Origin of the sequence: Acinetobacter sp. BIGb0196, from assembly GCF_011759595.1 — a bacterium.
In the GTDB taxonomy this organism is placed as follows: Bacteria; Pseudomonadota; Gammaproteobacteria; order Pseudomonadales; family Moraxellaceae; genus Acinetobacter; species Acinetobacter guillouiae.
The window spans coordinates 162,792-185,979 of the sequence record NZ_JAAOZA010000001.1 but is presented as its reverse complement, the minus strand read 5'-3'; the positions used below and the strand labels follow the sequence as shown (position 1 = coordinate 185,979).

General features: G+C 40.1%; 17 protein-coding genes. 6 read left to right on the top strand and 11 right to left on the bottom strand.

Annotation, left to right across the window (positions count from 1 at the left end):
• Nucleotides 1–31: 31 nt before the first annotated feature.
• The 3 genes from recD to FHR28_RS00790 all read right to left on the bottom strand — a co-directional run bounded on the left by recD (nucleotide 32) and on the right by FHR28_RS00790 (nucleotide 9,459).
• Nucleotides 32–1,792 (bottom strand): exodeoxyribonuclease V subunit alpha, encoded by a 1,761-nt coding sequence (gene recD / locus FHR28_RS00800; RefSeq protein ID WP_216070003.1) that lies wholly within the window; start codon nucleotides 1,790–1,792, stop codon nucleotides 32–34.
• A 96-nt stretch (nucleotides 1,793–1,888) separates the two neighbouring features.
• Entirely contained in the window at nucleotides 1,889–5,677 is a 3,789-nt protein-coding gene (locus tag FHR28_RS00795; RefSeq protein WP_166781757.1) for a UvrD-helicase domain-containing protein, read from the bottom strand.
• Nucleotides 5,678–5,679: 2 nt separating this feature from the next.
• On the bottom strand, nucleotides 5,680–9,459 hold the full coding sequence (locus FHR28_RS00790) for an exodeoxyribonuclease V subunit gamma (protein WP_166781756.1): 3,780 nt from the start codon (nucleotides 9,457–9,459) through the stop codon (nucleotides 5,680–5,682).
• Nucleotides 9,460–9,643: 184 nt separating this feature from the next.
• On the opposite strand from FHR28_RS00790, the gene FHR28_RS00785 reads away from it, so the two are divergent.
• Entirely contained in the window at nucleotides 9,644–10,150 is a 507-nt protein-coding gene (locus FHR28_RS00785) for a hypothetical protein (protein ID WP_004725502.1), read from the top strand.
• Nucleotides 10,151–10,220: 70 nt separating this feature from the next.
• Here the strand turns inward: FHR28_RS00785 and FHR28_RS00780 are convergent, their stop codons facing one another.
• The 7 genes from FHR28_RS00780 to FHR28_RS00750 all read right to left on the bottom strand — a co-directional run bounded on the left by FHR28_RS00780 (nucleotide 10,221) and on the right by FHR28_RS00750 (nucleotide 17,058).
• Nucleotides 10,221–10,925, bottom strand: coding sequence for a nitroreductase (locus FHR28_RS00780; protein WP_166781755.1), 705 nt, complete (start codon nucleotides 10,923–10,925; stop codon nucleotides 10,221–10,223).
• Between the two features lie 21 nt (nucleotides 10,926–10,946).
• Nucleotides 10,947–12,137 carry a hypothetical protein gene (locus FHR28_RS00775; protein ID WP_166781754.1) on the bottom strand — a complete coding sequence of 397 codons (1,191 nt, stop codon included), beginning with the start codon at nucleotides 12,135–12,137 and terminating at the stop codon, nucleotides 10,947–10,949.
• 56 nt (nucleotides 12,138–12,193) lie between these two features.
• The gene (locus FHR28_RS00770; RefSeq protein ID WP_004725495.1) at nucleotides 12,194–13,510 is read right to left on the bottom strand and encodes an MFS transporter; all 1,317 of its coding nucleotides are present in this window, start codon (nucleotides 13,508–13,510) and stop codon (nucleotides 12,194–12,196) included.
• A gap of 185 nt (nucleotides 13,511–13,695) precedes the next feature.
• Nucleotides 13,696–14,334: an isochorismatase family protein gene (locus FHR28_RS00765; RefSeq protein ID WP_105713846.1), complete on the bottom strand. Its 639-nt coding sequence runs from the start codon at nucleotides 14,332–14,334 to the stop codon at nucleotides 13,696–13,698.
• Between the two features lie 10 nt (nucleotides 14,335–14,344).
• Nucleotides 14,345–15,100, bottom strand: a complete 756-nt coding sequence (locus FHR28_RS00760) for an Asp/Glu racemase (protein WP_166781753.1) — start codon at nucleotides 15,098–15,100, stop codon at nucleotides 14,345–14,347.
• Nucleotides 15,101–15,112: 12 nt separating this feature from the next.
• Nucleotides 15,113–15,919, bottom strand: coding sequence for an alpha/beta fold hydrolase (locus FHR28_RS00755; RefSeq protein WP_004725490.1), 807 nt, complete (start codon nucleotides 15,917–15,919; stop codon nucleotides 15,113–15,115).
• Nucleotides 15,916–17,058 carry an FAD-dependent monooxygenase gene (locus tag FHR28_RS00750; RefSeq protein WP_166781752.1) on the bottom strand — a complete coding sequence of 381 codons (1,143 nt, stop codon included), beginning with the start codon at nucleotides 17,056–17,058 and terminating at the stop codon, nucleotides 15,916–15,918. Before FHR28_RS00750 ends, FHR28_RS00755 begins: the two co-directional genes overlap by 4 nt.
• Before the next feature lie 229 nt (nucleotides 17,059–17,287).
• Here FHR28_RS00750 and FHR28_RS00745 point away from each other — a divergent pair, with 229 nt between their 5' ends.
• Together FHR28_RS00745 and FHR28_RS00740 are read left to right on the top strand one after the other, a co-directional pair.
• Nucleotides 17,288–18,325 carry a 2,5-dihydroxypyridine 5,6-dioxygenase gene (locus tag FHR28_RS00745; protein WP_105713845.1) on the top strand — a complete coding sequence of 346 codons (1,038 nt, stop codon included), beginning with the start codon at nucleotides 17,288–17,290 and terminating at the stop codon, nucleotides 18,323–18,325.
• A 183-nt stretch (nucleotides 18,326–18,508) separates the two neighbouring features.
• Nucleotides 18,509–18,943 carry a MarR family winged helix-turn-helix transcriptional regulator gene (locus tag FHR28_RS00740; protein ID WP_166781751.1) on the top strand — a complete coding sequence of 145 codons (435 nt, stop codon included), beginning with the start codon at nucleotides 18,509–18,511 and terminating at the stop codon, nucleotides 18,941–18,943.
• Between the two features lie 116 nt (nucleotides 18,944–19,059).
• Here the strand turns inward: FHR28_RS00740 and FHR28_RS00735 are convergent, their stop codons facing one another.
• A complete protein-coding gene (locus FHR28_RS00735; protein WP_166781750.1) occupies nucleotides 19,060–20,478 on the bottom strand; it encodes a phosphate--AMP phosphotransferase in 1,419 nt (472 codons plus the stop codon).
• A gap of 199 nt (nucleotides 20,479–20,677) precedes the next feature.
• On the opposite strand from FHR28_RS00735, the gene FHR28_RS00730 reads away from it, so the two are divergent.
• The 3 genes from FHR28_RS00730 to FHR28_RS00720 all read left to right on the top strand — a co-directional run bounded on the left by FHR28_RS00730 (nucleotide 20,678) and on the right by FHR28_RS00720 (nucleotide 23,186).
• Nucleotides 20,678–21,385 (top strand): FFLEELY motif protein, encoded by a 708-nt coding sequence (locus tag FHR28_RS00730; RefSeq protein WP_166781749.1) that lies wholly within the window; start codon nucleotides 20,678–20,680, stop codon nucleotides 21,383–21,385.
• Nucleotides 21,386–21,537: 152 nt separating this feature from the next.
• The gene (gene ubiE / locus FHR28_RS00725) at nucleotides 21,538–22,482 is read left to right on the top strand and encodes a bifunctional demethylmenaquinone methyltransferase/2-methoxy-6-polyprenyl-1,4-benzoquinol methylase UbiE (RefSeq protein ID WP_004725476.1); all 945 of its coding nucleotides are present in this window, start codon (nucleotides 21,538–21,540) and stop codon (nucleotides 22,480–22,482) included.
• A 32-nt stretch (nucleotides 22,483–22,514) separates the two neighbouring features.
• Entirely contained in the window at nucleotides 22,515–23,186 is a 672-nt protein-coding gene (locus FHR28_RS00720; protein ID WP_166781748.1) for a ubiquinone biosynthesis accessory factor UbiJ, read from the top strand.
• Nucleotides 23,187–23,188: the final 2 nt, after the last annotated feature.

Here is a 23,188-nt window from a genome sequence, read left to right as displayed (position 1 = left end):
AGATAAATTATCAATAAAAACTACAAAATAACTATACCGTGTTAATCATGCTAACCAATCCACTCATTCTGGTTGTGGTAGTGTCTAAAGCGTGGATAAATGCTTGTCGATCAACCAGTAAACTCACCACTGATTTGGCCCGTGTGATGGCGGTATAAATCAACTCTTGGCTCAACAAGCGTGTTGCTGCAACATCCAAAACCACGGCGGTATGGGTAAATTCTGAGCCCTGAGATTTATGAATGGTTAAAACAAAAGCGGTTTGCATCGATTTAGGCAAACGCGTTGCAGCAATCCATTTGTCTAAACTGGGGAAATAGACTTCAAATTGATCAGCGTGCTGGCGATGTTTTAGACAAATTCCGATATCTCCATTGGAAAGACCAAGTTGATAATCGTTATAGCTCATCATCACAGGACGCCCAACATACCAGTCACCATAACGAGCCAATGTTGGAAGATATTCAAATAATGCTTTTTCCATTTCATGGTTTAAGCTATTCAATCCCAATGTGCCGTGCCGAACAGCCGTTAAAATACGATAGAGGTCAAACGCTTGTGTCACCGCTTCAATCTGATGATGAGGCTCTTCGGCCATCAGATAGCTGTTTAAACTTTGAAAATAAGCTTGAAAACCTAAACTGAGTTTTTGGTAATACTGGATTAGATCTGTTGGCAAAATCTTTTCAGGCAGATATTCAAGCTGAATCACATCTTGCATATTTACTTTGAGTTCAACTGGTTTAAGCGCACTCGCCTCAACAATCTCTTGCTCAAAATTCGCCAATAATTCTGCACGGTCTATACTTTGATTTTTCTGTGATTGAATAAACTGTGCCATTTTTCCAATTAAGGCACCATCTTTAAAGCGTTGACTGGTCTGTAGATTGACCCGATTGTGCTGTAATGATTGTACATTCTGTAAATCTGCCAACACCGAACCGACATCCACAGAAGCCAACTGATTGGCATCGCCCAAAAGAATTAAACGGCAATGTTCAGGAATGGCTTCAAATAACATCGTGGCTAAATTTAAATCTAGCATCGATGCTTCATCAACCACGACCACATCATAAGGCAATGGCTGTCGCAGATTAAAACGAGGAATATGCTGATTTCCCAAGCCCAATAACCGATGTAAGGTCATGGGGTTAAATTGATGTTGGTTCAGTCCAAAACTGTGTAGTTTTGGATCACTCAATGATTTTTGTAGTGCTTCCCCCATTCTTTGTGCGGCTTTGCCTGTGGGCGCAGCCATTGCAATACGAATATCAGGAAGGGTTTGCTGCAATACTGCAATGATTCTGGCCAAAGTATAGGTTTTACCTGTACCTGGTCCGCCAGTAATAATATTAAAAGCATTGCCTGCCACCATAGTTAAGGCAGCTTTTTGATGTGGATCGGTGAGAAGCTGATCAAATGCAACAACATCAACATGTTGAATATTCTGCTGTTTTAACCGTGTCACTTGTATCGCCAAACGGCGCTCAAGTTGCCAATAACGATATAGATAAATCAATCCCTGCTGTTGCACAAATGGTGCAACCACTGTTTCAGCTAAACCATGTTCTACAATAGCAGGCTCTACAATCAATGGCTTTAATAAAGCGGTGTTTTGCGCCTCTGCGGAGATACAGCTATCCCCTTGTGTGGTCGCTAATAAAATTTCTTGTACTAATTCAAGTGTCTGTTCATCTAATCCTGAAGCTGTGGAATACTGCGCTAAAATGTATTTACTCCATGTCTCAATCCATTGCGGGACTTGGCTTTCTAAATCCTGTTTATTTTCCACACGGTTATCCTCAGAGTTATCTACAAGGTTTTCAACAGAGTTATCCACAAAATAACTTATTGTTTGCAAAGATGTTCAAGCAACTATTCACACGATTCAACTGGATTTATCCTCAGTAAAATAGCCCAATATGGCATCAAGTCTTAAAATAAATTCCGTAGTGGGTCGCCAGAAGTAGTAACCTTGTCCACTTTGACCATTCATACCACGTAAATACAAATAGGTTGCGCCTCCCAGATCACGATCAATTTGATAATCTTCCAGCTGGATTTTCAAATAACGATGCAATGCCACCAAATATAAAGATGCCTGTAGCCAATAACTGGCATGCGACATACTGTCCTGAACAGCGTCAAAGGAATAACTTTGCTGATCTACACCCAAAAAATTACTTTTATAATCGGCGATATGATATTGCTGACCATCAAAAAACACCAAATCAATTGACCCATTTAAATAACGTGCTGAATTGGCATCTTTAAACTCAGGCATTGCAATGGCATGCTCATCAAACAATTGATGTATACGTTTAATTGCCAAAACTCGATCTGAAAGGGCCAGATAAAATGGAAACTCAGCTAAATGCTCATGTGGTTCAAGTTGCCCCATTTTAAAATGACTGAGAATCGGAGTAGATAAAACATCCTGTAGCCACTCAGCCATCCAGTCAATCAGCGTCTCTTCTACAGCCTGTTCTGTTTGAGAAATGCCCTCACTCGAATTGTCGTTGAGAAACGCTTGCTGATATTTTTCCAGTAACTCCGTCCATAAACTTGAATAATCATTTTTAAAGCGACGACGTATTTCCAAACGCCAATAATGCGTATCTTTAAAATCAATATGCTCAAAAATTTCATGCAGAAAATTTCCTGCAATTGTACCCATTGGGAAATTGGCTTTGATCCATGCAAGCGGTTGAGTGGGAACTGCATCTGCAATGATTTCAACAATGGGTTGTTGAATTTCGTCTTCTGCTCGATCCTGTTTTTGTTCAGAAACGGCCAAAGCATCCTGAATTTGTTGCCGAGTTAAATGCTGAGCCAAAGCACTAAAACTGGTTTTACCCCGCGGATAAAAGCGTTGGGTAGGAAAGGCTTGTGCAAGTAAAGGCAATTGGACTTCGCTCTTGGGTTTTTCTAAACGCGGTGGGCGTTCGGTCAATAACGCTTGCATGGCAGTTCCAGCATGCTGAAACGTATTTGCGCCCTGACCGCGCCAAAATGCCAGTCCTGTTGTGGATTTTTCCTTTACATCACTGAGCATTGCGTACACCCGATAACTGGCACGGGTCAATGCCACATACCACAACCGGTGATGTTCTGCTAAAGCGCGCTCATTGTGCTGCTCAATGTCTTTTTTATCGAGTAGATTGGCATCATTGATTGCCACCACACGCTGTTGTTCATTCTGTCCTGTTCGTACATTCAGCTGCTCAACCGTCGAGAAATTCAGCGTTTTATTAATCTCTTTAAAGTCTTTATCAGCTCCCAATAAAAACACAAACTTAAACTCAAGCCCTTTGGATTGGTGAATGGTCATCAACTGAACCCCTGCCTCATTGGACAGTTTCCGTTCCATCTCCCACTCTCTCTCCATCGGCGAAGTCAGTTGTTTTAAATACCAATGATAAAGATTTTGTGCACCTTGATAGTCTTCACTGTGCTGGCTCAATAACTCTGTTAAATGACGTAAATTTACCACCACACGTTCATTGTCACGACTGTGTTTTTCCACCAATTTTGTCCAGACAGAAAATTGGTTAAGCAGATATTGCCAAGCCGTTAAAAACCCTTGATTGAGCCACATCTCACGAATCTGATCGAACAGTTCAATATAGACACTCAAACCATCGGCATGCTGTTCCAAGGCAATCAACGCTTTTAAATCAAAGCCGATCAGGCGGCTTAACAAAGCCCGTTTTACTTTGGCTTCATGATAAGGATGCAAAATTGCAGCAAGCACAGCCCCAACATCACCTGCAATCTGACTCTCAAAGACACTTTTTTTCGAGGGGCGACTGGTTCGAATCCCTAAAAATTCCAGCGCGGATTGTGCTTTATCTAAGCCATCATGGTTTTTGGAGAGGATGGCAATATCATTTTCATCTACTGCACGATGCACTGATTTTTCAATAAAATATAAACTGCCTTGAATCCCCTGATTGAGTAGCTCACGAATTTTCCATGCCACTTGTTCAGCTTCTTGATTTTTATCTTCAAGCTTGATCCACCTTAAAGGCTGTGGATTGACATGGCCTTGATCCAGTAAATCGGGATGCGGACGAGGACCTGCTTGTACTGGGGTATACCAGACCTGTTCACCAAAATCCATTTGGCGTTGGAATAAGGCATCAACCACTTCAACCAAAGGCTTGACTGAGCGATGATTAAAAATCAGATTATATTCCTGCCCTGCTTTGCCAAACACATCCTGATGCGCTTTTAAAAAGGTCAACATGTCTCCACCACGAAAACCATAAATCGCCTGTTTACGGTCTCCGACCATAATCATACAACCCTGTTTGACACGGTTGGGATGCCGCCAAATTTGTGCCAACATATCATCTTGATCTTGGTTGGTATCCTGAAATTCATCGACCAGAATCAGTGGATAACGCGCATGAACAAAGGTCGCAAAACGCTGACCTTGTTCACCTTGCAAAGCCTCTGCAAGGGTACGAATTTGTTGTGCAAAGGTGGTTTCACCCTTTTGCTGTAACACTTGAGGTAAACGTGTTTTAACTTCTTTTGCCAAATAGTATTTTAAGAATGTATTGGTTCCAAGCAGTTGATTTTCATATATCTCAATCTGCGCATAAATACTGAGTAATTGTTGAATAAGCGTGTGTTGATAAAAATCGGATTGTACATTTTCAGGTGCGGCTTTTTTAAAAATTTGCTGCTCCCGAATCACTTTAATCAGGGTTGCAAAGTCGGACTTTTCAGCACTCAGCTTTGAACTTAAATAATGCTTATAGTCATGCTGTTGTAGGGTTTGAATAATTCGCGGCAAGCTCTTGGCAAAAATACGATTCAATCGATCATTTCTAAATTTTGTCCCATTCGCAAATTTATAAAACTCACCATCCAATAAATAATAATTTTGCAAAGTCTGCAATTGATCAAGTTGAATCTTGGCAAGCTGTTCGATAGCCTGTTGGAATAGCTGAACATCTGCATTGGAAAATTTAGGCTCAATAAAATTTGCCGAGGCAAAATTTAAGCTTTGTTCCACCGTTGCAACATAATAATCCACACCATGTAACTCGCCAGCAAACATCAAGCTGTCTACAATATCTTGAGGCTGTTTTTGAATCCATGCGCGAAGTACATCATGAATCAATTGCTGGCTATAACTTTTCGCATCATCAGTAATTTCAGCCCGCTCGATTTTGCCACTTTCAAAAGCAAACTCACGCAGTAATTTCTGACTAAAACTGTCTAAAGTCCCAACAAAAAGTTCATCCAGCTGATCAATCACCAATTTCAAGCGTTCACAGGCATACGCAATCCGTGAGGCAAACATCTTTAACACTTTAGAAAATAATGGATCTGACTCTTGGGCTGCTTTGGTCAAGACTTGCGCTTCGGTTAATTCACGACATGAGTCAAAATAGCGGTATGTTTCCTGTAATCGTAAGCGAATACGTGTTTTCAATTCTGCCGCAGCTTTACGGGTAAATGTGGTCGCAATGACTTGGCTCGGTAAGTATTTTTCTAAAAAAATCCGCACCATCAAGCTTGAGAGCGTATAGGTTTTGCCTGTACCTGCAGAAGCTTCGATCCAGTGCAATCCAGCAAATTGCATATCTTCAATCGGCTGAATCGAAACTTTTTTGGCTGTGCCGTTTTGTGCTGCTGGTAACTGTGAATTTACGGAAGTCATGTTTATTCCTCCGCAACAAATTGATGCTGATAAATCGGCTGATACAACGCATAGCCAAAATGATCACAAGCATGTTTTAACAATGCGGTCGCATCTTGCTCTTGCAAAATAAATTGCCAATCCCGATGCTTTTTACTCCATTCCATTTCAGTCAAATCATAAGGTAGAAACGCATCGCTTTTATTCCATTCATTTAAAAGATCTGCAAAGTTATCGATCAACATGCTTTCCACATGATGTTGTGTATCCGCATTTAAACCATGTTCATTTAAACGATGTTCAGCTAAGCCAGCTTCAATAGTCCCGAGTGACCATTGCAACTGCTTATTATTTTCAGCGGGTTTTAGTAACAAAGCCGCGGGCAAAACTAAAGGTTCCGATTGGGCATAGGCAAATGCTTTAAACCACGGCAATAAATATGCTTTCGCCTGTTCTGAACTTAACCCGGTACTGATAATCGTGACATCACTAAATACTGCAATACGTTGTAGCGTTTTAGACTTTTCAGCATCGACATTTAAATAGCTTAACCAAAGTAAATATTCTAACCAAACTTTGGCACGACGTTTAGCACGACCGCTTGACGCATCCAAACTCACCCAATGCTGCCCTGCTTGCTGAGGTACAGTAATATTCATGACCAAACCAGCGTCAATTCGCCATTGGCGTTGCGTTGTCACCGTCACATCAGCAGCATAACGCTGTAAACGCTCTTTTAAACTGTCTTGTTCCGCCAAACTGATTTGCCATGCGCTGTGCTGAACCTTGCCAATGGGTAATTGATTTTGCAGTAATCCAATCTCTTGAGACCAATTATCTTCGGCAGAATGAGTCGATTGTTTCTGCAAGAAATCTCGAATCTGATAACGTGCCAAACCATCCAGAATTAAGGGTTCGTTCATTGCGGGAATATCTTCTGCGCGCAGATTCTCTACGCCTAAAGTTTTTAAATATAACTGTGCTGGGAAAGTGACATCCTGAATCCACTGTCGCGCATCCAAAACAGTGAGCTCGTCTTGAACAACAGGATATTGTGTATTTGCCCAAGCCTCACGTTTAGCAAGCATTTCAGCTTGACGGATGTGTTGTGCAACATTGAACCATTGATCTTGAAAACGAAGCGGTGTTGTTGCCTCAAAACCATTTGGATCAAAAGGTTGTAAGGTATGAATGTGATATAAACACTGTAAATGTTCAGGGACTTGAATCCCCTTCAGCTCAATCATGTGATCAACAGGACTGATATCTTTATTGTCCGTAGATAATGCCGTTTCAGATTGGGCAATCAAGGCAATATGGTTGATCAATTCCTGTAACACGCTGGATGGCTCACGAACTTCACCATCACTCACATCAAAGCCATTATAGAATAACCATAGATTTTCCTGCGCCAATAATAAAGCATCGAGGAAAGCGCCTTGATCATCATCTAGGCGGGAACGATCCCCCAATTGCGGCTTGAGAATTTGCATTAAATCAAAGGGCAAATGCACATTTCGATCTGGAAATTTACCTCCATCCAAATTTAACAGGACGATCAACTTATAAGGCAAAGGACGAATCTGGCCAATTTGACTAAAGGTAATCTGACCTGTCGGTAAAGCCTGATCGATTTGACCTTCTAATAAATTTTGAATTTCATTCAATAGATAGGGTAAAGGTAAATAAATATTTTTAAGGATGGGTTGCGCATGTTCATCATAAAAACTGGCTAAAGTCAGCATACGCTCTTGTTTTTTGACAATTTCACGTACGACTTTTAACGACTCAACACCGGCTTGTTCAAACTCAACAATGTCTTGCATCAGCAGTTTTAACCACGCCTCAACATTGCATTTTAACGTGGTATTTTTCCCCAACTCATGCGCAATCATCCAGTCACGGCGCACATCAAAATCTTGATAAATCTGAATCAGTTTAGCCACTAACTCAAAATCACTTTGCAAAATTTGGGCATAACTTAGGGTATTGTCAAAAATCGTATGCTCTGGAATCGCAATACCTAAAGCCAAACGATCAAGAGCAAATTTAAAACTAAAACGAAAATCTTCATCATCCTGACTTAAAGATCGTCGTAAATGTTGTGCATCTAGACCACGTTTAAACCCAGCATTGATCAATAACTCAATCATTCTTTCTGTATTTGAAATATCCAGACCATAACGTAATTGCGTGGCATTTAAACTTAACCAATCTGCAAAATCCTCAACACTAAAACGACCTTCCACCAATTGAATACGACCTAAAACGGCTCGCCAAGCGTTATTGGCATCCAGTTGCGTTACTCCAGCAATCTTCACTGGCAGATAAATACTGTCTTGGTTTGGTGTGTGTGGAAATACACTGCGAATAAGTGGTTCAATTTGTTTTAAATCTGGCACTAACACCAAAACATCACTTGGCCGATGTGGCTGTTCAACAGTGCTTTTCATCAGCCAAGCAACCAACTGGTCTTTTAACACTTCAAGCTGTCGTAAAGACGAATGACACACATGGATTTGAATTGAGTCATCCGTTTTGGCAATTGGATAAGCATGCGGTTCAGGCTCAACCAAATACAGAATATCTGATTGTAATTTACTTAATAAATGAATCGGTTCTTCATCGACAAAGGCATCCACCCATTGTCCTTCTTCACCTGAAGACAGATTAGATAAGATCGAAAAGTGATCACGGGCTTGTTTACCAAAACGGGTTAATAATGGATGTCGTGATTCACGAATTTCTGCATTAAAATTCAAAGTAAATTCATCAAAAAACTTTTGAATATCTGCATCGGTCGCTTTAGGATGCTTACTGACAAAACGCGCCTTTACCCGCAAATCATATTGTTTTTTCCAGTTTGGATCGACACTGTCAGCCCAATATTCTTGTGATGGGTTGTAATGTAAAATCACCACATCCAAATATTGTCCCAGTCGTCTTAAAAACTGTAATTGACTTGGTGGTAAATCCAATAAAGTAAAGATAATCAGCTGGCTGGGTAATTTCTTTAAGGCTTGAGGACGTTGTACATCATCCTCCATGATTTGCCAAAAATCATAATCAATACTTTGCATTTCAATAAAATCATCATGAAATGTATGTTGCCACAGCCAACGTTGCCAAGTTTCCAGCTCTTGTGCTTGATTTAAAGTAAATGCTGAAATTTGTTGATTGGTTTTAAAAAACTGCTGTTCTAGGTTAAGTGCTTGACCACGTCCCCACTGCCCTAGCCAATTGCTTGGGCAACTACATGCCTGTCCATTGTTCTGTTGGCAACCGCGTTGACAGTCCCCACGATACAACATGTAATGACTGAACAATTTTGACACTTGTTCAGAGACCCAATACAACATACTTTGTTTTTTGAGTTGCTTCTCTAAACCTTGTTCGAGTTGCGAGGCTGCATCATAAATACGCTGGATAATGCCATGCAAAGGATGATCTTGGGCTAAGCTATTTTTATCCTGCTCAATAAAACTTTTTAACGTTTGATAAATTCGCCACTTCATAATCAAACGTGGAATATTGGCTTTACGGACTTTATCTTTGTCGTCTAAAACTTGTTGATAAGCAAACCACTGAAAACCACGAATACGTTGATGAAATAGACTGTTGGCACTGATACCTTGTTGTTCAGCAATACGTTGGCTCAACCATTCTTGTACCGCAGGACTTGAGGCAATAAAATGTTGTGTTTGCAAGACTGCAAAAGGATTCTTGGATGGCCGAATGGTATTTTGCAAAAGCCCTTGCACCAAGACATCAATGCGTTGGCTTTGAATCACATGAATGGCCATAATCCCTCAACTTTCAATCTTCTATTGTCTACGTTTATGCACAAAACATAAACATTCGCCACTATACAACAACACCATACTATGGCATTTTTAAAACATTATTTGGAAATAACTTCACAATTTCAAGCTTAAACATGCATTTTCAAAAATATGAAAAAAAGCTTGAAACAAAGGTAATCGTTTTATGAAAATTGATAAACTTCCAGACGCAATCGATCCAAGCTTAAACCTAGAACAAATTCGTGATGAATGCTTGGAGCAAGTAAAAAAGCGCTCTTATGTCTCTGCTGGTGTCGCAGTAATTCCTGTTCCGTTTTTAGATGTGGTGATTGATGTCGGGATGCTGTCGCTTCTGATTCCTGAAATCAATGCCCGCTTTGGTTTAGCACCAGATCAAATCAGTGTATATGATCCTGCAACCAAGAAAATTCATTGGAATGAATTACGTAAACGTGGTTTTGAGTTTTCAGGCTTAGTGGTTGCGCGTACAGCGGTAAAGGCATCCTTAAATAATATGGCGGCTAAAATCATTACCAAACAAGTGACCAAATTTATCCCACTGGGTGGCTCAATCATTGCAGCAAGTTTAGGCTATATTGTGATGAAAAAAGTTGCTGAAGCGCATGTAGATGAATGTTATAAATTAGCCAAAAATATTCAAAATAAACAAACGCAAAAGTTAGTCAGCTAAGCGCTGCCATACTTTAAGATCTATATTCAGTAAAATAAAGAGATATCAGCTGATATCTCTTTATTTTTATTCATTGTAAAAATACAGCAAACTCTTCAAGACTGAGTCGTGAGGGATGAAAAGAATTAATTTTTTCATTCACATCGGCATAGCCTAAAGACATGCCACAGACCAACTGCTCGTCATCTGTAGCACCTAAAATTGGCATAATAATCTTATGATAATCATTCCATGATGCTTGGGGACAGGTGTCTAAGCCCTGCGCTTTTGCAAGTAACATAATATTTTGCATCAACATGGCGATCGCCATTTTTGCACCCGCTTCTAATTGACGATGTGTGGTAAAAAATAAACCAACAGGCGCATCAAAAAACTTAAAATTTCGAAGCTGTTGTTGATGCATTTCCTGTCGTTGTTGTTTGCTAATGCCCAGTACAGCATACATCCCCCAACCATTCTCCCGTCTACGGCTCATATACGGTTCAAACCATTGCTCAGGATAATAAAGATAAGGGGCAGTAAATTCACTTCTTGAACTTTGACCAGAATAAATGGAATCCGCCGCTGCAATCACTTGCTGGCTAATCCTCAATTTGCTATTGCCCTGAACCACATAGACTTTCCACGGTTGTGTATTGGTTCCAGAAGGTGCATAACTGGCTTTTCGCAGCAGATCCTGAATGATCTCAGGATCTACAGCCTGATCTGTATATGCACGTACAGAATGTCGATTTAAAATCACTGCTTCGACCAGATTATTGGCTGGCAATTCCATTTATTCCCTCATAGGTCAAGACTAAAAGTTATATCCGACGTTGATATTCCACCTAAATTTCCAGTCATTGCTATAGTCCGAATTCGTCGAGGTATAGTCAGTTGAGTTTTTAGCCCCACCCAACACATTGACATTTTTCCCGACACTTCCATCTACCCAAATTAAGAAAGGCATCGCATTAAACTGTACCCCAAAGGTGTCCATTTGCGAGCGATCCCAGCCGGCTTTGTCTTTCCATAACACACTATAATCATTATAGAATTTTACTGTTTTTAAATTCGGAAAATACTTGGTTTGCACAGGTTGGGTATAACCAATATTAAACGAACCAATCGTCCCTTCAGCTGCGACAAAATAAGCAGGTGTTATACCATTCGCTTGCATTAAAATTTGATCATTATTTACACCCTCCGGGTTTTTTGCATCATATTTATAGCGAATCGCTGAAGTTTGCACATTCCATTTTTCGTAATTGTTTAAGCCATGCACTCCAAATGCATAATAATCGCCATTTTTATCCGTCGCTTTATTACGCAATTGTGAATATGCCCCACTGACACCAAACTCCTGTTTACCAAATTCCAAATCCATTTTATGGGCATAACGTAGATTGAGCTGATTTCTTTTTTCGTTCAGATATTGTTGTTGGTGAGGCAGCACATTATCCAATTTATCCGCCGAACCTGACTCTGGCGAATAACGAATATTGCCTGGACTCATGATTGGCATATACGCCATGCTAAAATCATGGGTTGGCGAGGTATTTTTCCAACTCAATCCTGGCGCTACACTGTCGGCAAATCCTAAGAAAAATGGAATAGGGAAAGTCCATGCATGCTCTGGGAATGGATAAATTCCAAAAGGCTTATAAATAATTCCGGCCTGAAAATCATTATTGTCATCAGGCTTATAGCCGACAAAACCATGTTCAACAGAACGTTTATGATCACTTTGGAAGGCATAACTTACATCCAAATAAAATTGGTCATATTTGCCCTTAATATTTAAACGAGCATTATCAAACAAAAACTTGCCATTATTGGGGCTTTCCCATCGCTCATCACGATAATTGGTTCGGACAAAACCGCCTAATTTCAATTGTTTTAAACCATCTTCAGTTTCCCATTGGAACGGTGAAGGTTGTGCATTGGCATAAGCTTGAAATGAGATCAAACTCGATATGATTAATCCTAAATATTTAATTTTTAACATGAGAACCTCCTCAGCAATTTGTTCTCCCGAACGCATTGCCATTCAATTTTTTTAATTTATTTGTTTACTAAAGTTTTAGGCAAAGACAGCACAATGAAGCAACTCAACAATAAACATGCTGAGAACACGATGAGTGCGCCTTCTGGTTTACCGGTAATCTGAATGGCATACCCCACCAAAGTGTTACTGACTAAGCCGGCAATGTTGGCAATAGAACACGCCAGCGCAAACCCTGTCGCCGCCGCAGTTCCTGATAAAAAAGTTGCAGGAAGACTAAAGAACACGGGGATGGTGCCTGTGGTCGCAATCGCAGCAATCGAGAACAAAATCAAGGTCATGACAATATTGGTACTAAACATTGTGGTTAAAAACAGTGCGACTGCACCAAAAATAAATGGTACGACCATATGCCAACGACGCTCTCTATATTTATCTGAGCTCCGCCCAATGACCAACATTGCAATCAAGCCAACAATACTTGGAATGGCAACCAGTAAACCGATATTTAATAAGTTGGCGACCCCAGTGGTTTTAATAAATGTCGGCAACCAAAAGCCCATAGAATAGGTACACAGCAACATCGAAAAATTAATTGCACCGAGTTTCAGGATATTGGTATTGAAAAACCCATCTTTAAAACTATGCTTTTGTTTAGCAGAGTCATTGCCTTCTAAATCTTTATTGAGATTTTTTTCAAGGATTGATTTTTCAGCATCATTGAGCCATTTGGCCTTAGAAAAGTGATTCGGTAACATTTTAAATGTCAAAATACCCAAGATCACACTTGGAAGTGCCTCTAAAAAGAACAGCCACTGCCAACCTGCCCAGCCATAAACTTGATCAAAGGTGGTCATGATCCAACCTGAAAGCGGACTACCAATAATCACCGCCAAAGGTAAACCAATCATAAATAAGGCAATGATCTTAGCGCGATAATATGTTGGGAACCACGTGGTTAAATAATACAAAACCCCAGGTAAAAAGCCTGCTTCCGCAGCACCGAGCAGAAACCTCAGCGCATAAAACTGCATCGGTGTCGTCACAAACATGGTTAAACCAGACAGAATCCCCCATGTAATCATAATGCGCGCAATCCAAATTTTTGCGCCGACCTTTTCCAGAACCAAGTTACTGGGTACTTCAAAAATAATATAGCCAACAAAGAAAAGCCCTGCACCTAACCCAAACGCAGCCTCACTCAAGTTCACATCATTTAACATGTGTAATTTGGCAATCCCGACATTAATTCGGTCTAAATAGGCTGCGATATAACAGAAACACAGGAATGGAATCAGTTTCCAAATCACTTTTTTATAAACCTGAACCTCTTGTTCAGGGTAAATTTCTTGTGGTTTTACAACACTGGTAGACATATCTAACTCCTTTAGATCACAAACCAAGTGAGTTGTTTTTCTTGTAATACTTAGAACAAAATGAACAAAGCTTTTATGTCACTGATGATCTGCACATTCTCTTTTGTTTTAATGCATCACCAAAAACCATTCTATCCTTGGTTTTTTATTACCCTAACATCCATAATTTTTAGTTGTATCAGTCATCAATTTTTGTTTTGAGTGAAATAATTCAAGACTTCTTGTTTTGATACAACATCTCCATACTTACTATCGATATCAAACAGATTGGCTTCATGCGGTTCACGATGACGATCCCCAACACAGTCACGGATCACAATGGTTCTAAATCCATGTTGCACAGCATCTACGGCTGTTGCGCGAACACACCCACTGGTCGAACAGCCCACGATAATCACGGTATCTATCGCCTCAGCGTTTAAAACCGATGACAAACTTGTTGCAAAAAAAGCACTTGCATAATTTTTAGTGATCACCAGTTCAGTGTCGAGTGGTTGAACTTGTGGACAAAATTGAGTGGCTGAATTATCCACCGTCATCGCTGCCATTACAGGTGATTTTTTTACCCACATTCCTCCGTCAATTTGATTTTTAGCGTGATAAAGAATATTGGTGTGAATCACTAAAATATTCTGTTCACGTGCCAGTGCTAAAACCGCTTCAGTTTCTTGAACTGCGGTAATCACATCTGGCGCATATAAAGGTTCAGATGCTGTAATATAAGACTGGATAAAATCGACCAACAACAGCACAGGTTTCTTGCCAAAGCCAATTCGATTTCCCCACACACCTTGATAATTATCATTCAGGGATTGTTGCTTCATTCCACACTCCTTATGCATATGCGCCAGAGAGCAATGCACCAGCACCCGGTACAATCGGCTCTAAATCCATTGCTTTAAGCATCTGATAGGTTGTTGCAATTGCTGCTGAAATCACGGGCTTACCTGTGAGTGCCTCAACTTTAGCGACTACAGGAAGTGACTGCATTTGTACACATGCTGAAAGCACAATCACATCTGCATCTTGGTAATTCAGCTTTTGCACAATGTCGGGCAAATGAGCAGGGTCATGTTGCGCAACAGCAATGTTGTCAGCGATTTCTAAGGCCACATAATCGAGAATTTCAAACCCCTCTTCAGCAATGTAATTCACCACCAGTTCGGTTAAAGGTTTCATATAGGGTGTAACAACAACAATTTTTTTCGCATTCATCAGCTTCAAACAGTCAACCAAAGCCCCCGCACTGGTGACGACAGGCGCTGCAGCATCATTATCAACCGTGACTTGATGTAGACGTTTTTCTGACTCACGGTGATAACCAATGCCCATGGACATAATCGCAACCAGACAGGCATATCCCAATACATCCACTTTGGCATCTGAAAGTTCTAAAGCACAACGATCAGACTGTGCATCCATTGCCGCAAGCTCTTCTTTTTTGACATTTTTCATCCGCATACGGCTAGAATGAAAGGTAAATTTTTCAGGACGAATCAGCTGACGTGCTTTCAACATCGCTGGAATTTCCGTTTCCATTGTGGTATTGGAACTGGGTACAATTTGACCAATTCTATAAATTCTTTGCATGATCATTCCTCCTTAAATAAGCCTCTGTTCTAAAAAATCTGAAAAGCCTGCTAAGAAACCATTTAAATCATCCCAAGGAATCATATGCCCTGCATTTTTCACACAATTCACCAAAATCCGTGAATTAAGCAATTGGATTTCTGCAATATCGCCTGCCAAGATCACATCACCTTTGCCAGCCACCATCAATAAAGTTGGCACTTTGACTTTTGGGATATATTGATGAATATCAATATGATGAAAATCATGAAAAGACTTGATAACGGCTGGTAAATAACAACTATGTAGCCACTCTGCGCGCAATTGTCTTTGCGCTAAAGTCCAAGATGGGCAATATTGCTTCATGTCTTCCGCATTCATACCCTGAATAGATTGCTGAATAGAGTCGACATACCAGGATAGCTGGCTCGGGTAAGCACGCCGTCCTGGACCTGAGACAGGAGGATCAATCAAGACTATTTTTTTCAAACCTTTGGGCTCAAATGCAGCACAGCGAATCGCAAAACGCGCACCCATCGAGTGCCCAACCAAATAATAAGATTCCAAGTCTAATTTTTTAACAAAATCCAGAATATCTTGTGCGCAGGTATCAGTGTCATATTGCAGATGCTCCCCCGAAGAAGACAAGCCCCTGCCTCGAATATCCAAAACATAGACATCAAAAAATTGAGCTAATTTCTCCGCTACAAATCCCCAGGTAATGGCAGGACTGGTAATCCCGGGGATCAACACCAAAGCATGCCCTTTCCCACCATAACGAAGATAATGTAAACGGACTTGATTGGCCGCTACATTTGACCCATACAGGAATTGACTCATACGGCCTCCTCCTCATTTAACGCTTGTGCATATACATCATATCCATACACCCAAGTTGGATCTTCTTGGCTTTTTAAGAAGGTATTGGCATTGGAAACTTCTTGCACTCGACTGGCACGTTGTTTACGATTTTGTTCATATAATTTGAACGCCTCTTGATAGTTGTCTAAACCTGTTTGCAGCAAACAACGCGTGAGCATTGCAGCATCTTCAATCGCCATACCTGCGCCTTGTGCCATATGCGGTTTCATGGGGTGACAAGCATCACCGAGCAACACCATACGGCCATTGCTCCATATCGGTAATGGATTACGATTGTTTAATGGCCACTTGGTAATATCTTCACTGGCTTCAATCATGGCTTGGATGGTTGGATGAAAATCTTTAAATGTTTCAAATAGTTCTTGTTTTGAACATGGTACAAAACTTTGCCCTTGGAAATCCCATGCTGGATGAGGCACACCTGTAACAAAGTAGTACTCATCACATTCTTTAGTGGTGTAATAGGCCATCATATGACGATCCTCATACCACCATTTGACACAGTCATCTAAATCAAATTGCTGTTTTAATTTCTCTAATTGTTCTCCTTTAATCATGGCACGGTGCGCAACCCAGCCACTGTATAAAGGTGCTTCTGGTCCAAGAATGATTTCTCGGATTTTTGAGTTAATCCCATCAGCACCAATCACAATATCAACATCACTCACGGTGCCATCTTCAAAGCTTAGCGTTATCCCATCTAACTTTTGAACAACAGCACTTAAGCGCTTGGCAAAATGTAATTTGTCTTGCTGTAAAGCTTCGATTTGTCGAGCATGCATATCACCACGATGAATCGTGATATAGGTCGCCCCGTACCCGGTCAAACTGACATTGGACATATAGTCTGCGGTATTTCCATCGCGGCTGACCCAATGCGTTGGATGACATCCCATGTCTTCCAAGTCTTGCTCCAAGCCCATTTCTCGAAAGATTTTCATAATGTTTGGGCCAATATGAATACCAGCACCTAAACGAGAAAATTCTGCTGCTTGTTCATAGACATCAACATCAAAACCCGCTCTCTGTAGCAGTAGCCCCATTGAAGCGCCACCAAGACCTGCACCAATCACTGCAATTTTTTTTGCTTTATTCATTGTTTACTCCATCAAACAAATTTTTCTTTTAATAGATATACCTGACGATAATATTAAAGTCTATACACTTTAAATTCTCAAACAAATCTCAACCTATAAAATCAATTAAATATTTGTTTATTATTAATAATTAATTTAATTACAATGATGTAATAAATTTACATTTTATATTATCAAAGTGTATACTCTTTAAAAATACAAAAAACAGCGATGAAAAAGGAGCACCATCATGCCTGTAAATAACACTGAACTGACCCAAATGTTTGAGCATGTTTTAACCTTATCCAAGGTCGATGAAACACAAAGTGTGGCGATTTTAAAAAGTCATTATTCACATCAACAAACCGTTCAAGCCGCACTTGATGCAGCATGTCGGTTAAAAGCTAAAGTGTTTATTTTAGAATTACCTTCATTTAATCACCCCCAAGCCATGGGGAACGATATGACCGCTTATTGTGGTGATACTGCATTAACGGGTAATTTTGCTGCACAACAAGCACTTGAATCTGTCGACCTCATCATCGACACCATGATGTTGCTGCACTCACCAGAACAAGAACAGATTTTAAAAACAGGAACACGAATTTTACTGGCCGTGGAACCCCCAGAAATTCTCGCTCGTATGCTGCCCACACAAGAAGACAAACATCGGGTTCAAACTGCTGAAAAATACTTAAAGAAAGCGAAAAGTATGCATGTAACCTCAAAGGCAGGCACAGATTTTTATGCTCCGCTTGGGCAATACCCTGCTGTAACTGAATATGGCTTTGCTGACGAAGTTGGGCGCTGGGATCACTGGCCGAGTGGTTTCTTATTCACTTGGCCCAATGAAAATATGGCAGAAGGCATCTTGGTTTTAGATATTGGTGATATTTTATTACCCTTTAAAACCTATGCCCGTGAAAGAGTCACTTTAGAAATTGAAAAGGGGGTAATTACTCAAATTCATGGTGGATTTGAAGCAGAATATCTTCGTGATTATATGAAATATTTTAATGATCCAGAGGTGTATGGAATTTCACACATTGGTTGGGGCTTACAACCTCGAGCACAATGGACAGCGATGGGTTTGCATGATAAAAATGATGGAATGTGTATGGATGCACGTGCTTTTAATGGTAACTTTTTATTTTCAACGGGACCCAACACAGAAGTAGGTGGTAGCCGCAAGACACCATGTCATATGGATATTCCACTTCGTAACTGCACAGTGAAACTCGATGATTTAGTTGTTGTTGATCAAGGCGTTCCTATAGCGCTCAGCTAACGCGAAGAAACTAACGATTAAAATCAAATGTTTAATACATCCAACCAAAGCATAACGACCAAGTAGCATTATGGTCGTTATTTTTATGCAATCCCTTTATACTGGCCCTATTAAAGTTTTTAAAAATCTTCAATATTTTAAATCTTCGGGTCTAATTTTCCTCACATGATAAAGAAGTCAAACATGAATGATGAATATGTAATTGAAGAACAAGTGGGATATTTACTTAGACGGACTTACTTTCATCATTTAACGATTTTTCAACAAAGTTTGGATGAAACTCGCCTCACTTCGGTTCAGTTCGCTGTACTTTATGCCATTAATAAATTAAAAGAATGTTCACAAAAAGAACTGGTTGAGGAAACCGGTATCGACCAAGCAACCATTCGTGGCATTATCCAGCGATTAAAAGACAAGCTTTTTATTTCACAAGATCCTGATCAACATGACAAACGCAAGGTGCTGATTCATATTACACCATCGGGCATCCAAGAGCTTTCGCAAGCGATTCCAATTGCGGCAAGTATTAGTGATTTAACCCTAGCCGCATTAAATCCCGCCGAAAAAATTGCTTTAAAATTTTTACTTAAGAAAATTCTGGGGCATCCATTCGATTAGGATCTTTTGCCGCATAGATCATTGAGATTTGTACCGCACTAAAGCGTAGAATAAGAGCATCTATTCTTTAGTGCGATACTGTTTATAACCTCAACTTAGCTGTTACTAGCAAACAATCAATCCGCTTTTAACTGCTTTAAAATCGTTTTAAGGATTTGAATACGTGCTGTGTACTTATCATTGGTCGCAACCACATGCCACGGCGCATACTCGGTATCAGTTCGTTCAAACATATCCGCAGCAGCATTTAAATAATCGTCCCAGTGTCCACGATTTCGCCAGTCATCAGGGGTGATTTTAAAGCGTTTATGCGGTGTTTGTTCACGTGCTTTAAAACGTGCTTCTTGTTCATCTTTGCTGATTGCCAACCAAAATTTAACCAACACGGTTTGATTATCGGTTAAATCTTTTTCAAAGCGATTAATTTCATCATAGGCACGTTGCCATTCCGCGGGCTTGGCAAAGCCTTCAATACGTTCAACCAATACTCGACCATACCAAGTACGATCAAAAATACTGATCTTTTCCTCGGGTTGAATCTTGGTCCAAAACCGCCATAAATAGGGTCGACGCAATTCATACTGTTCTGGTGCAGCAATGGTATAAATCTCGTATTCACGTGGATCAAGATTTTTCACAATCCGCTTGATTGCCCCACCTTTACCAGCTGCATCCATGCCTTCAAAGGTTATGATGACATTGCGTGAATCATTGCGTAGTGCTTCCGATACTTTTTTGGTTAATTTTTTTAATTCAGCTTTGTATTGGTCTTTATCCAGTTCTTCTGTGGCAGGTTGCAATAACGACTCAGGTACAGTTGCCTGTTTCCACTTGGTTCTCACCGCTGTTTTATGTCGAGGCAACTGCTTTAACGCTTGCAGAATATACTGAGCAAATTGTTGATCTCGGGCAACACAATCTTCGCAATCAATCACATACCAATCATCGGTAAAACGTTGACGTAATTTTTGCACAATATCGTATTGTTTTTTATTCCGCCAATCCAAACCCATTAACTTATGCCAATGCTGTTCAGATGCATCCATCGCATCTAAGCGCTTTTGTAAGCTTTTCCACGGCAAATCAAACCAAATTTTGATCACATCAACATGATTATTTTTTAGGTCTTGTTCATAAGCGCGCATATTTTCGATATAGGTATCGAACAAAGTTTCATCTAAGGGTTTAGAAACATGCATCGCTGTAGACAATAAATCACTGTACCAATTGCCAAAGAACAACTGAATTTGCCCTTCTGATGGAATGTGCCGTGCATAAGGCTGCCAAAAACTTTGTTTACTACTAAATAAACTGGCTGGATCTGCTTTAACCCGTAAGTAGCGAGGATCAACCCATTCACGTAATTGTTTAACCGCTTCCCCTTTCCCCGCAAGCTCGATACCACTGACTAAAATAACCAAGCTTTTGGCATTATTTTTATCTTTAGAATTCTTTAAGGCATATTGTGCCTCAATTAGATCAACTGATAACTCTTCTTCATCACGCAACGCAAACGCTAATTGTTCTTCAATCATCTGCTTCTCTATGGTCTGAAACTTCAATTGAGTATACCCATTCCCTAAAATAGAGTTATATTATTTTCTGTATAAAATCTTTGATATTGGCTATTTAAAAATCCACTGACCATATTTCTCTATTGTTTTTTAACTTTTGTCATAGTGATACGTGCCAACTGCCTTTATGCTGTTGCTAAACGAAATCTAGAGTTTTTATATGTCAAAACTTGCTGCACTTGATCAGCTTTTAGAACAATATCAACAATTGAGTTATCACACTGACCCAATTCTAGAAAAACGCCTGCATGAAGCACAAGACTGGTTAAAAATGCGTATTGAAAAGACTCATCATGCGCTGTTTAATCAAAAAGAAAATCAATTGATGGCAAAATATTTTATCAACCGCTTATATGGTGGGCCTGAATTTGATGATTTGGCGATACAGATTGAACGCTTACTAAAATATGCCCACAAAGCAGAAAAAATTCTCCCTGAAAATGCCATTAAGACCGGTTTAAAATCCGTTGGATTGGCTGTGCTTGCCATGCAACTTGATGAGCAGGTCGCGGCGCAATTACTTAAGGATTACCCTGCTGATCAAGTGATTGATGATGAAATGATGCGACTGACCTTGCTGAAACTAGATCAAGCAGAAGCCCGTCAACAACAGCTGGGTTTATTGGATGATTTGGGTGGTGCACTAGACAAATACATGCGCTCATTCATTATGCATACTGCATTTAAAATGTGTAAAGGCACTGCAATCAAATATAAATTTGAATTGATGTATGACTTTATTGGCGAAGGTTTTATTGCGATGAAACCGATGAAATCCGCAGCTGATTTTATCCATGCATTTACCCTAAAAGAACGTGATATTGTCGAAAAAGTGCATGCTGGAGATCCCAATCCATTTCAGGATTAATTTAATTTTTGGCTGTATCAAACCGATCTCTAAGATCGGTTTTTGTATATTATTCATAACAATTTCATGATCAGGACTGCAAAATTATGCAGAATCTGTCATTATGCAGAGCAATATAAAATTTCCCATTTTTGTGTTCAGGAGTGACTCAAATGTCGAATGAAAACCAAAAGCCTACAGCCCCTGCTGAAACGGCAACGAATACAGACAAAGTGAGTCCATTTCTAACAGAACCATTACCGCAAGGTACTCCACAAGGTCAACAACAGTCCTTGCAGCAACAACTGGTAGATACGCCAGTTTCAGGGACTGTGCCAAAATACAACCTCCCACGTGGTGCCAATACAGGTAATGTCGGCGCAACTACGCATTTCGGCTACAAAACTGTTAATAGTGAAGAAAAAGCGCAAAAAGTCGCTGAAGTCTTCCATTCTGTCGCAAGCAAATACGACATTATGAATGATTTAATGTCATTTGGTATTCACCGCCTTTGGAAACGCTTTGCGATCAATATGTCAGGTGTACGTCGTGGTCAGCACGTGCTTGATATTGCAGGCGGCACAGGTGACTTAGCCAAAGTTTTCAGCCGCGAAGTTGGCCCGACAGGTCATGTGGTTTTATCTGATATTAACGAGTCAATGTTGAATGTTGGTCGTGATCGTTTGATTGATGCTGGCTGTACCAATGTTGATTTTGTATTGGCCAATGCTGAAACCTTAGAGCCATTTGCAGACAATAGTTTTGACTTGCTCACCATCAGCTTTGGTCTACGTAATGTGACCGATAAAGACGCTGCACTCCAAGCGATGTATCGTGTATTAAAGCCAGGTGGTCGCTTATTGATACTTGAGTTCTCAAAACCAGTATTTGAACCATTTTCAAAGCTATATGACTTCTATTCTTTCACGGCTTTACCATTTATGGGCAAAGTTGTTGCCAATGATGCAGAAAGTTATAAGTATTTGGCCGAATCTATTCGTATGCATCCAGACCAACGCACCTTAAAAGGTATGATGGAAAATGCCGGTTTCCAAAACTGTGATTACCACAATTTAACCGGTGGTATCGTGGCGGTACACCGTGGCTTTAAACTGTAATTTCCTCAAGATATAACAAGCAAGGTTGAATTATGTGGTCAATTCTGGCACTCGGTGCAGTTGAACGATTAATCAATCAGTTTATTAATTTGGATGCAATTACCCGCATCCAATTTAATCAGTTACAAGGCAAACTGTTACGTGTCGTGATGGATACGCCTCAGCTTTCTGTCGATGTTTACTTTGATCAAAATAAAATCCGTCTTGAACCGACTGTGACTGGTAAAAGCGAAACACCTTCAATTTTTGAACAACGTCCTTTTGACAAAAATGTTGTGATTGCAGAAGCGACAGCAACATTACATGTAAAGAATGTTGTTGAATTGGCTAAATTATTTGTTGCGGATGATATTGGCAATATTCCCCTACAAGGTGATTATCACCTGTTACAGGATATTCAAAATATTATCCAACAGCTTGAGCCTGATTTGGCAGCCCAGCTTAGCCCGTGGATTGGTCCTGCACTCGCGCATGAAATTGGCAAAATCCAACTGGCGCCAAAGCATCTCAAACGCTCACTGCAAAGTCATTTATTTTTTGTAGAAGACTTTTTAAAAGAAGACACTGGTGTATTGGCTCCGCGTTGGCAAATGGATGATCTGCAACAAGATACCCGTCAACTTAACCAAAATATTGACCGACTTGAAGCAAAAATTCAGCAACTTCAATCTCACTTTACTCAAAATCAAGATCAGGTAATTTAATA

Bases quoted from the DNA above. Each gene is read 5' to 3' on its own strand.
- FHR28_RS00795 (WP_166781757.1), bottom strand. From the start codon at position 5,677: ATGACTTCCGTAAATTCACAGTTACCAGCAGCACAAAACGGCACAGCC.
- FHR28_RS00790 (WP_166781756.1), bottom strand. From the start codon at position 9,459: ATGGCCATTCATGTGATTCAAAGCCAACGCATTGATGTCTTGGTGCAA.
- FHR28_RS00785 (WP_004725502.1), top strand. From the start codon at position 9,644: ATGAAAATTGATAAACTTCCAGACGCAATCGATCCAAGCTTAAACCTA.
- FHR28_RS00780 (WP_166781755.1), bottom strand. From the start codon at position 10,925: ATGGAATTGCCAGCCAATAATCTGGTCGAAGCAGTGATTTTAAATCGA.
- FHR28_RS00775 (WP_166781754.1), bottom strand. From the start codon at position 12,137: ATGTTAAAAATTAAATATTTAGGATTAATCATATCGAGTTTGATCTCA.
- FHR28_RS00770 (WP_004725495.1), bottom strand. From the start codon at position 13,510: ATGTCTACCAGTGTTGTAAAACCACAAGAAATTTACCCTGAACAAGAG.
- FHR28_RS00765 (WP_105713846.1), bottom strand. From the start codon at position 14,334: ATGAAGCAACAATCCCTGAATGATAATTATCAAGGTGTGTGGGGAAAT.
- FHR28_RS00760 (WP_166781753.1), bottom strand. From the start codon at position 15,100: ATGCAAAGAATTTATAGAATTGGTCAAATTGTACCCAGTTCCAATACC.
- FHR28_RS00755 (WP_004725490.1), bottom strand. From the start codon at position 15,919: ATGAGTCAATTCCTGTATGGGTCAAATGTAGCGGCCAATCAAGTCCGT.
- FHR28_RS00750 (WP_166781752.1), bottom strand. From the start codon at position 17,058: ATGAATAAAGCAAAAAAAATTGCAGTGATTGGTGCAGGTCTTGGTGGC.
- FHR28_RS00745 (WP_105713845.1), top strand. From the start codon at position 17,288: ATGCCTGTAAATAACACTGAACTGACCCAAATGTTTGAGCATGTTTTA.
- FHR28_RS00740 (WP_166781751.1), top strand. From the start codon at position 18,509: ATGAATGATGAATATGTAATTGAAGAACAAGTGGGATATTTACTTAGA.
- FHR28_RS00735 (WP_166781750.1), bottom strand. From the start codon at position 20,478: ATGATTGAAGAACAATTAGCGTTTGCGTTGCGTGATGAAGAAGAGTTA.
- FHR28_RS00730 (WP_166781749.1), top strand. From the start codon at position 20,678: ATGTCAAAACTTGCTGCACTTGATCAGCTTTTAGAACAATATCAACAA.
- ubiE (WP_004725476.1), top strand. From the start codon at position 21,538: ATGTCGAATGAAAACCAAAAGCCTACAGCCCCTGCTGAAACGGCAACG.
- FHR28_RS00720 (WP_166781748.1), top strand. From the start codon at position 22,515: ATGTGGTCAATTCTGGCACTCGGTGCAGTTGAACGATTAATCAATCAG.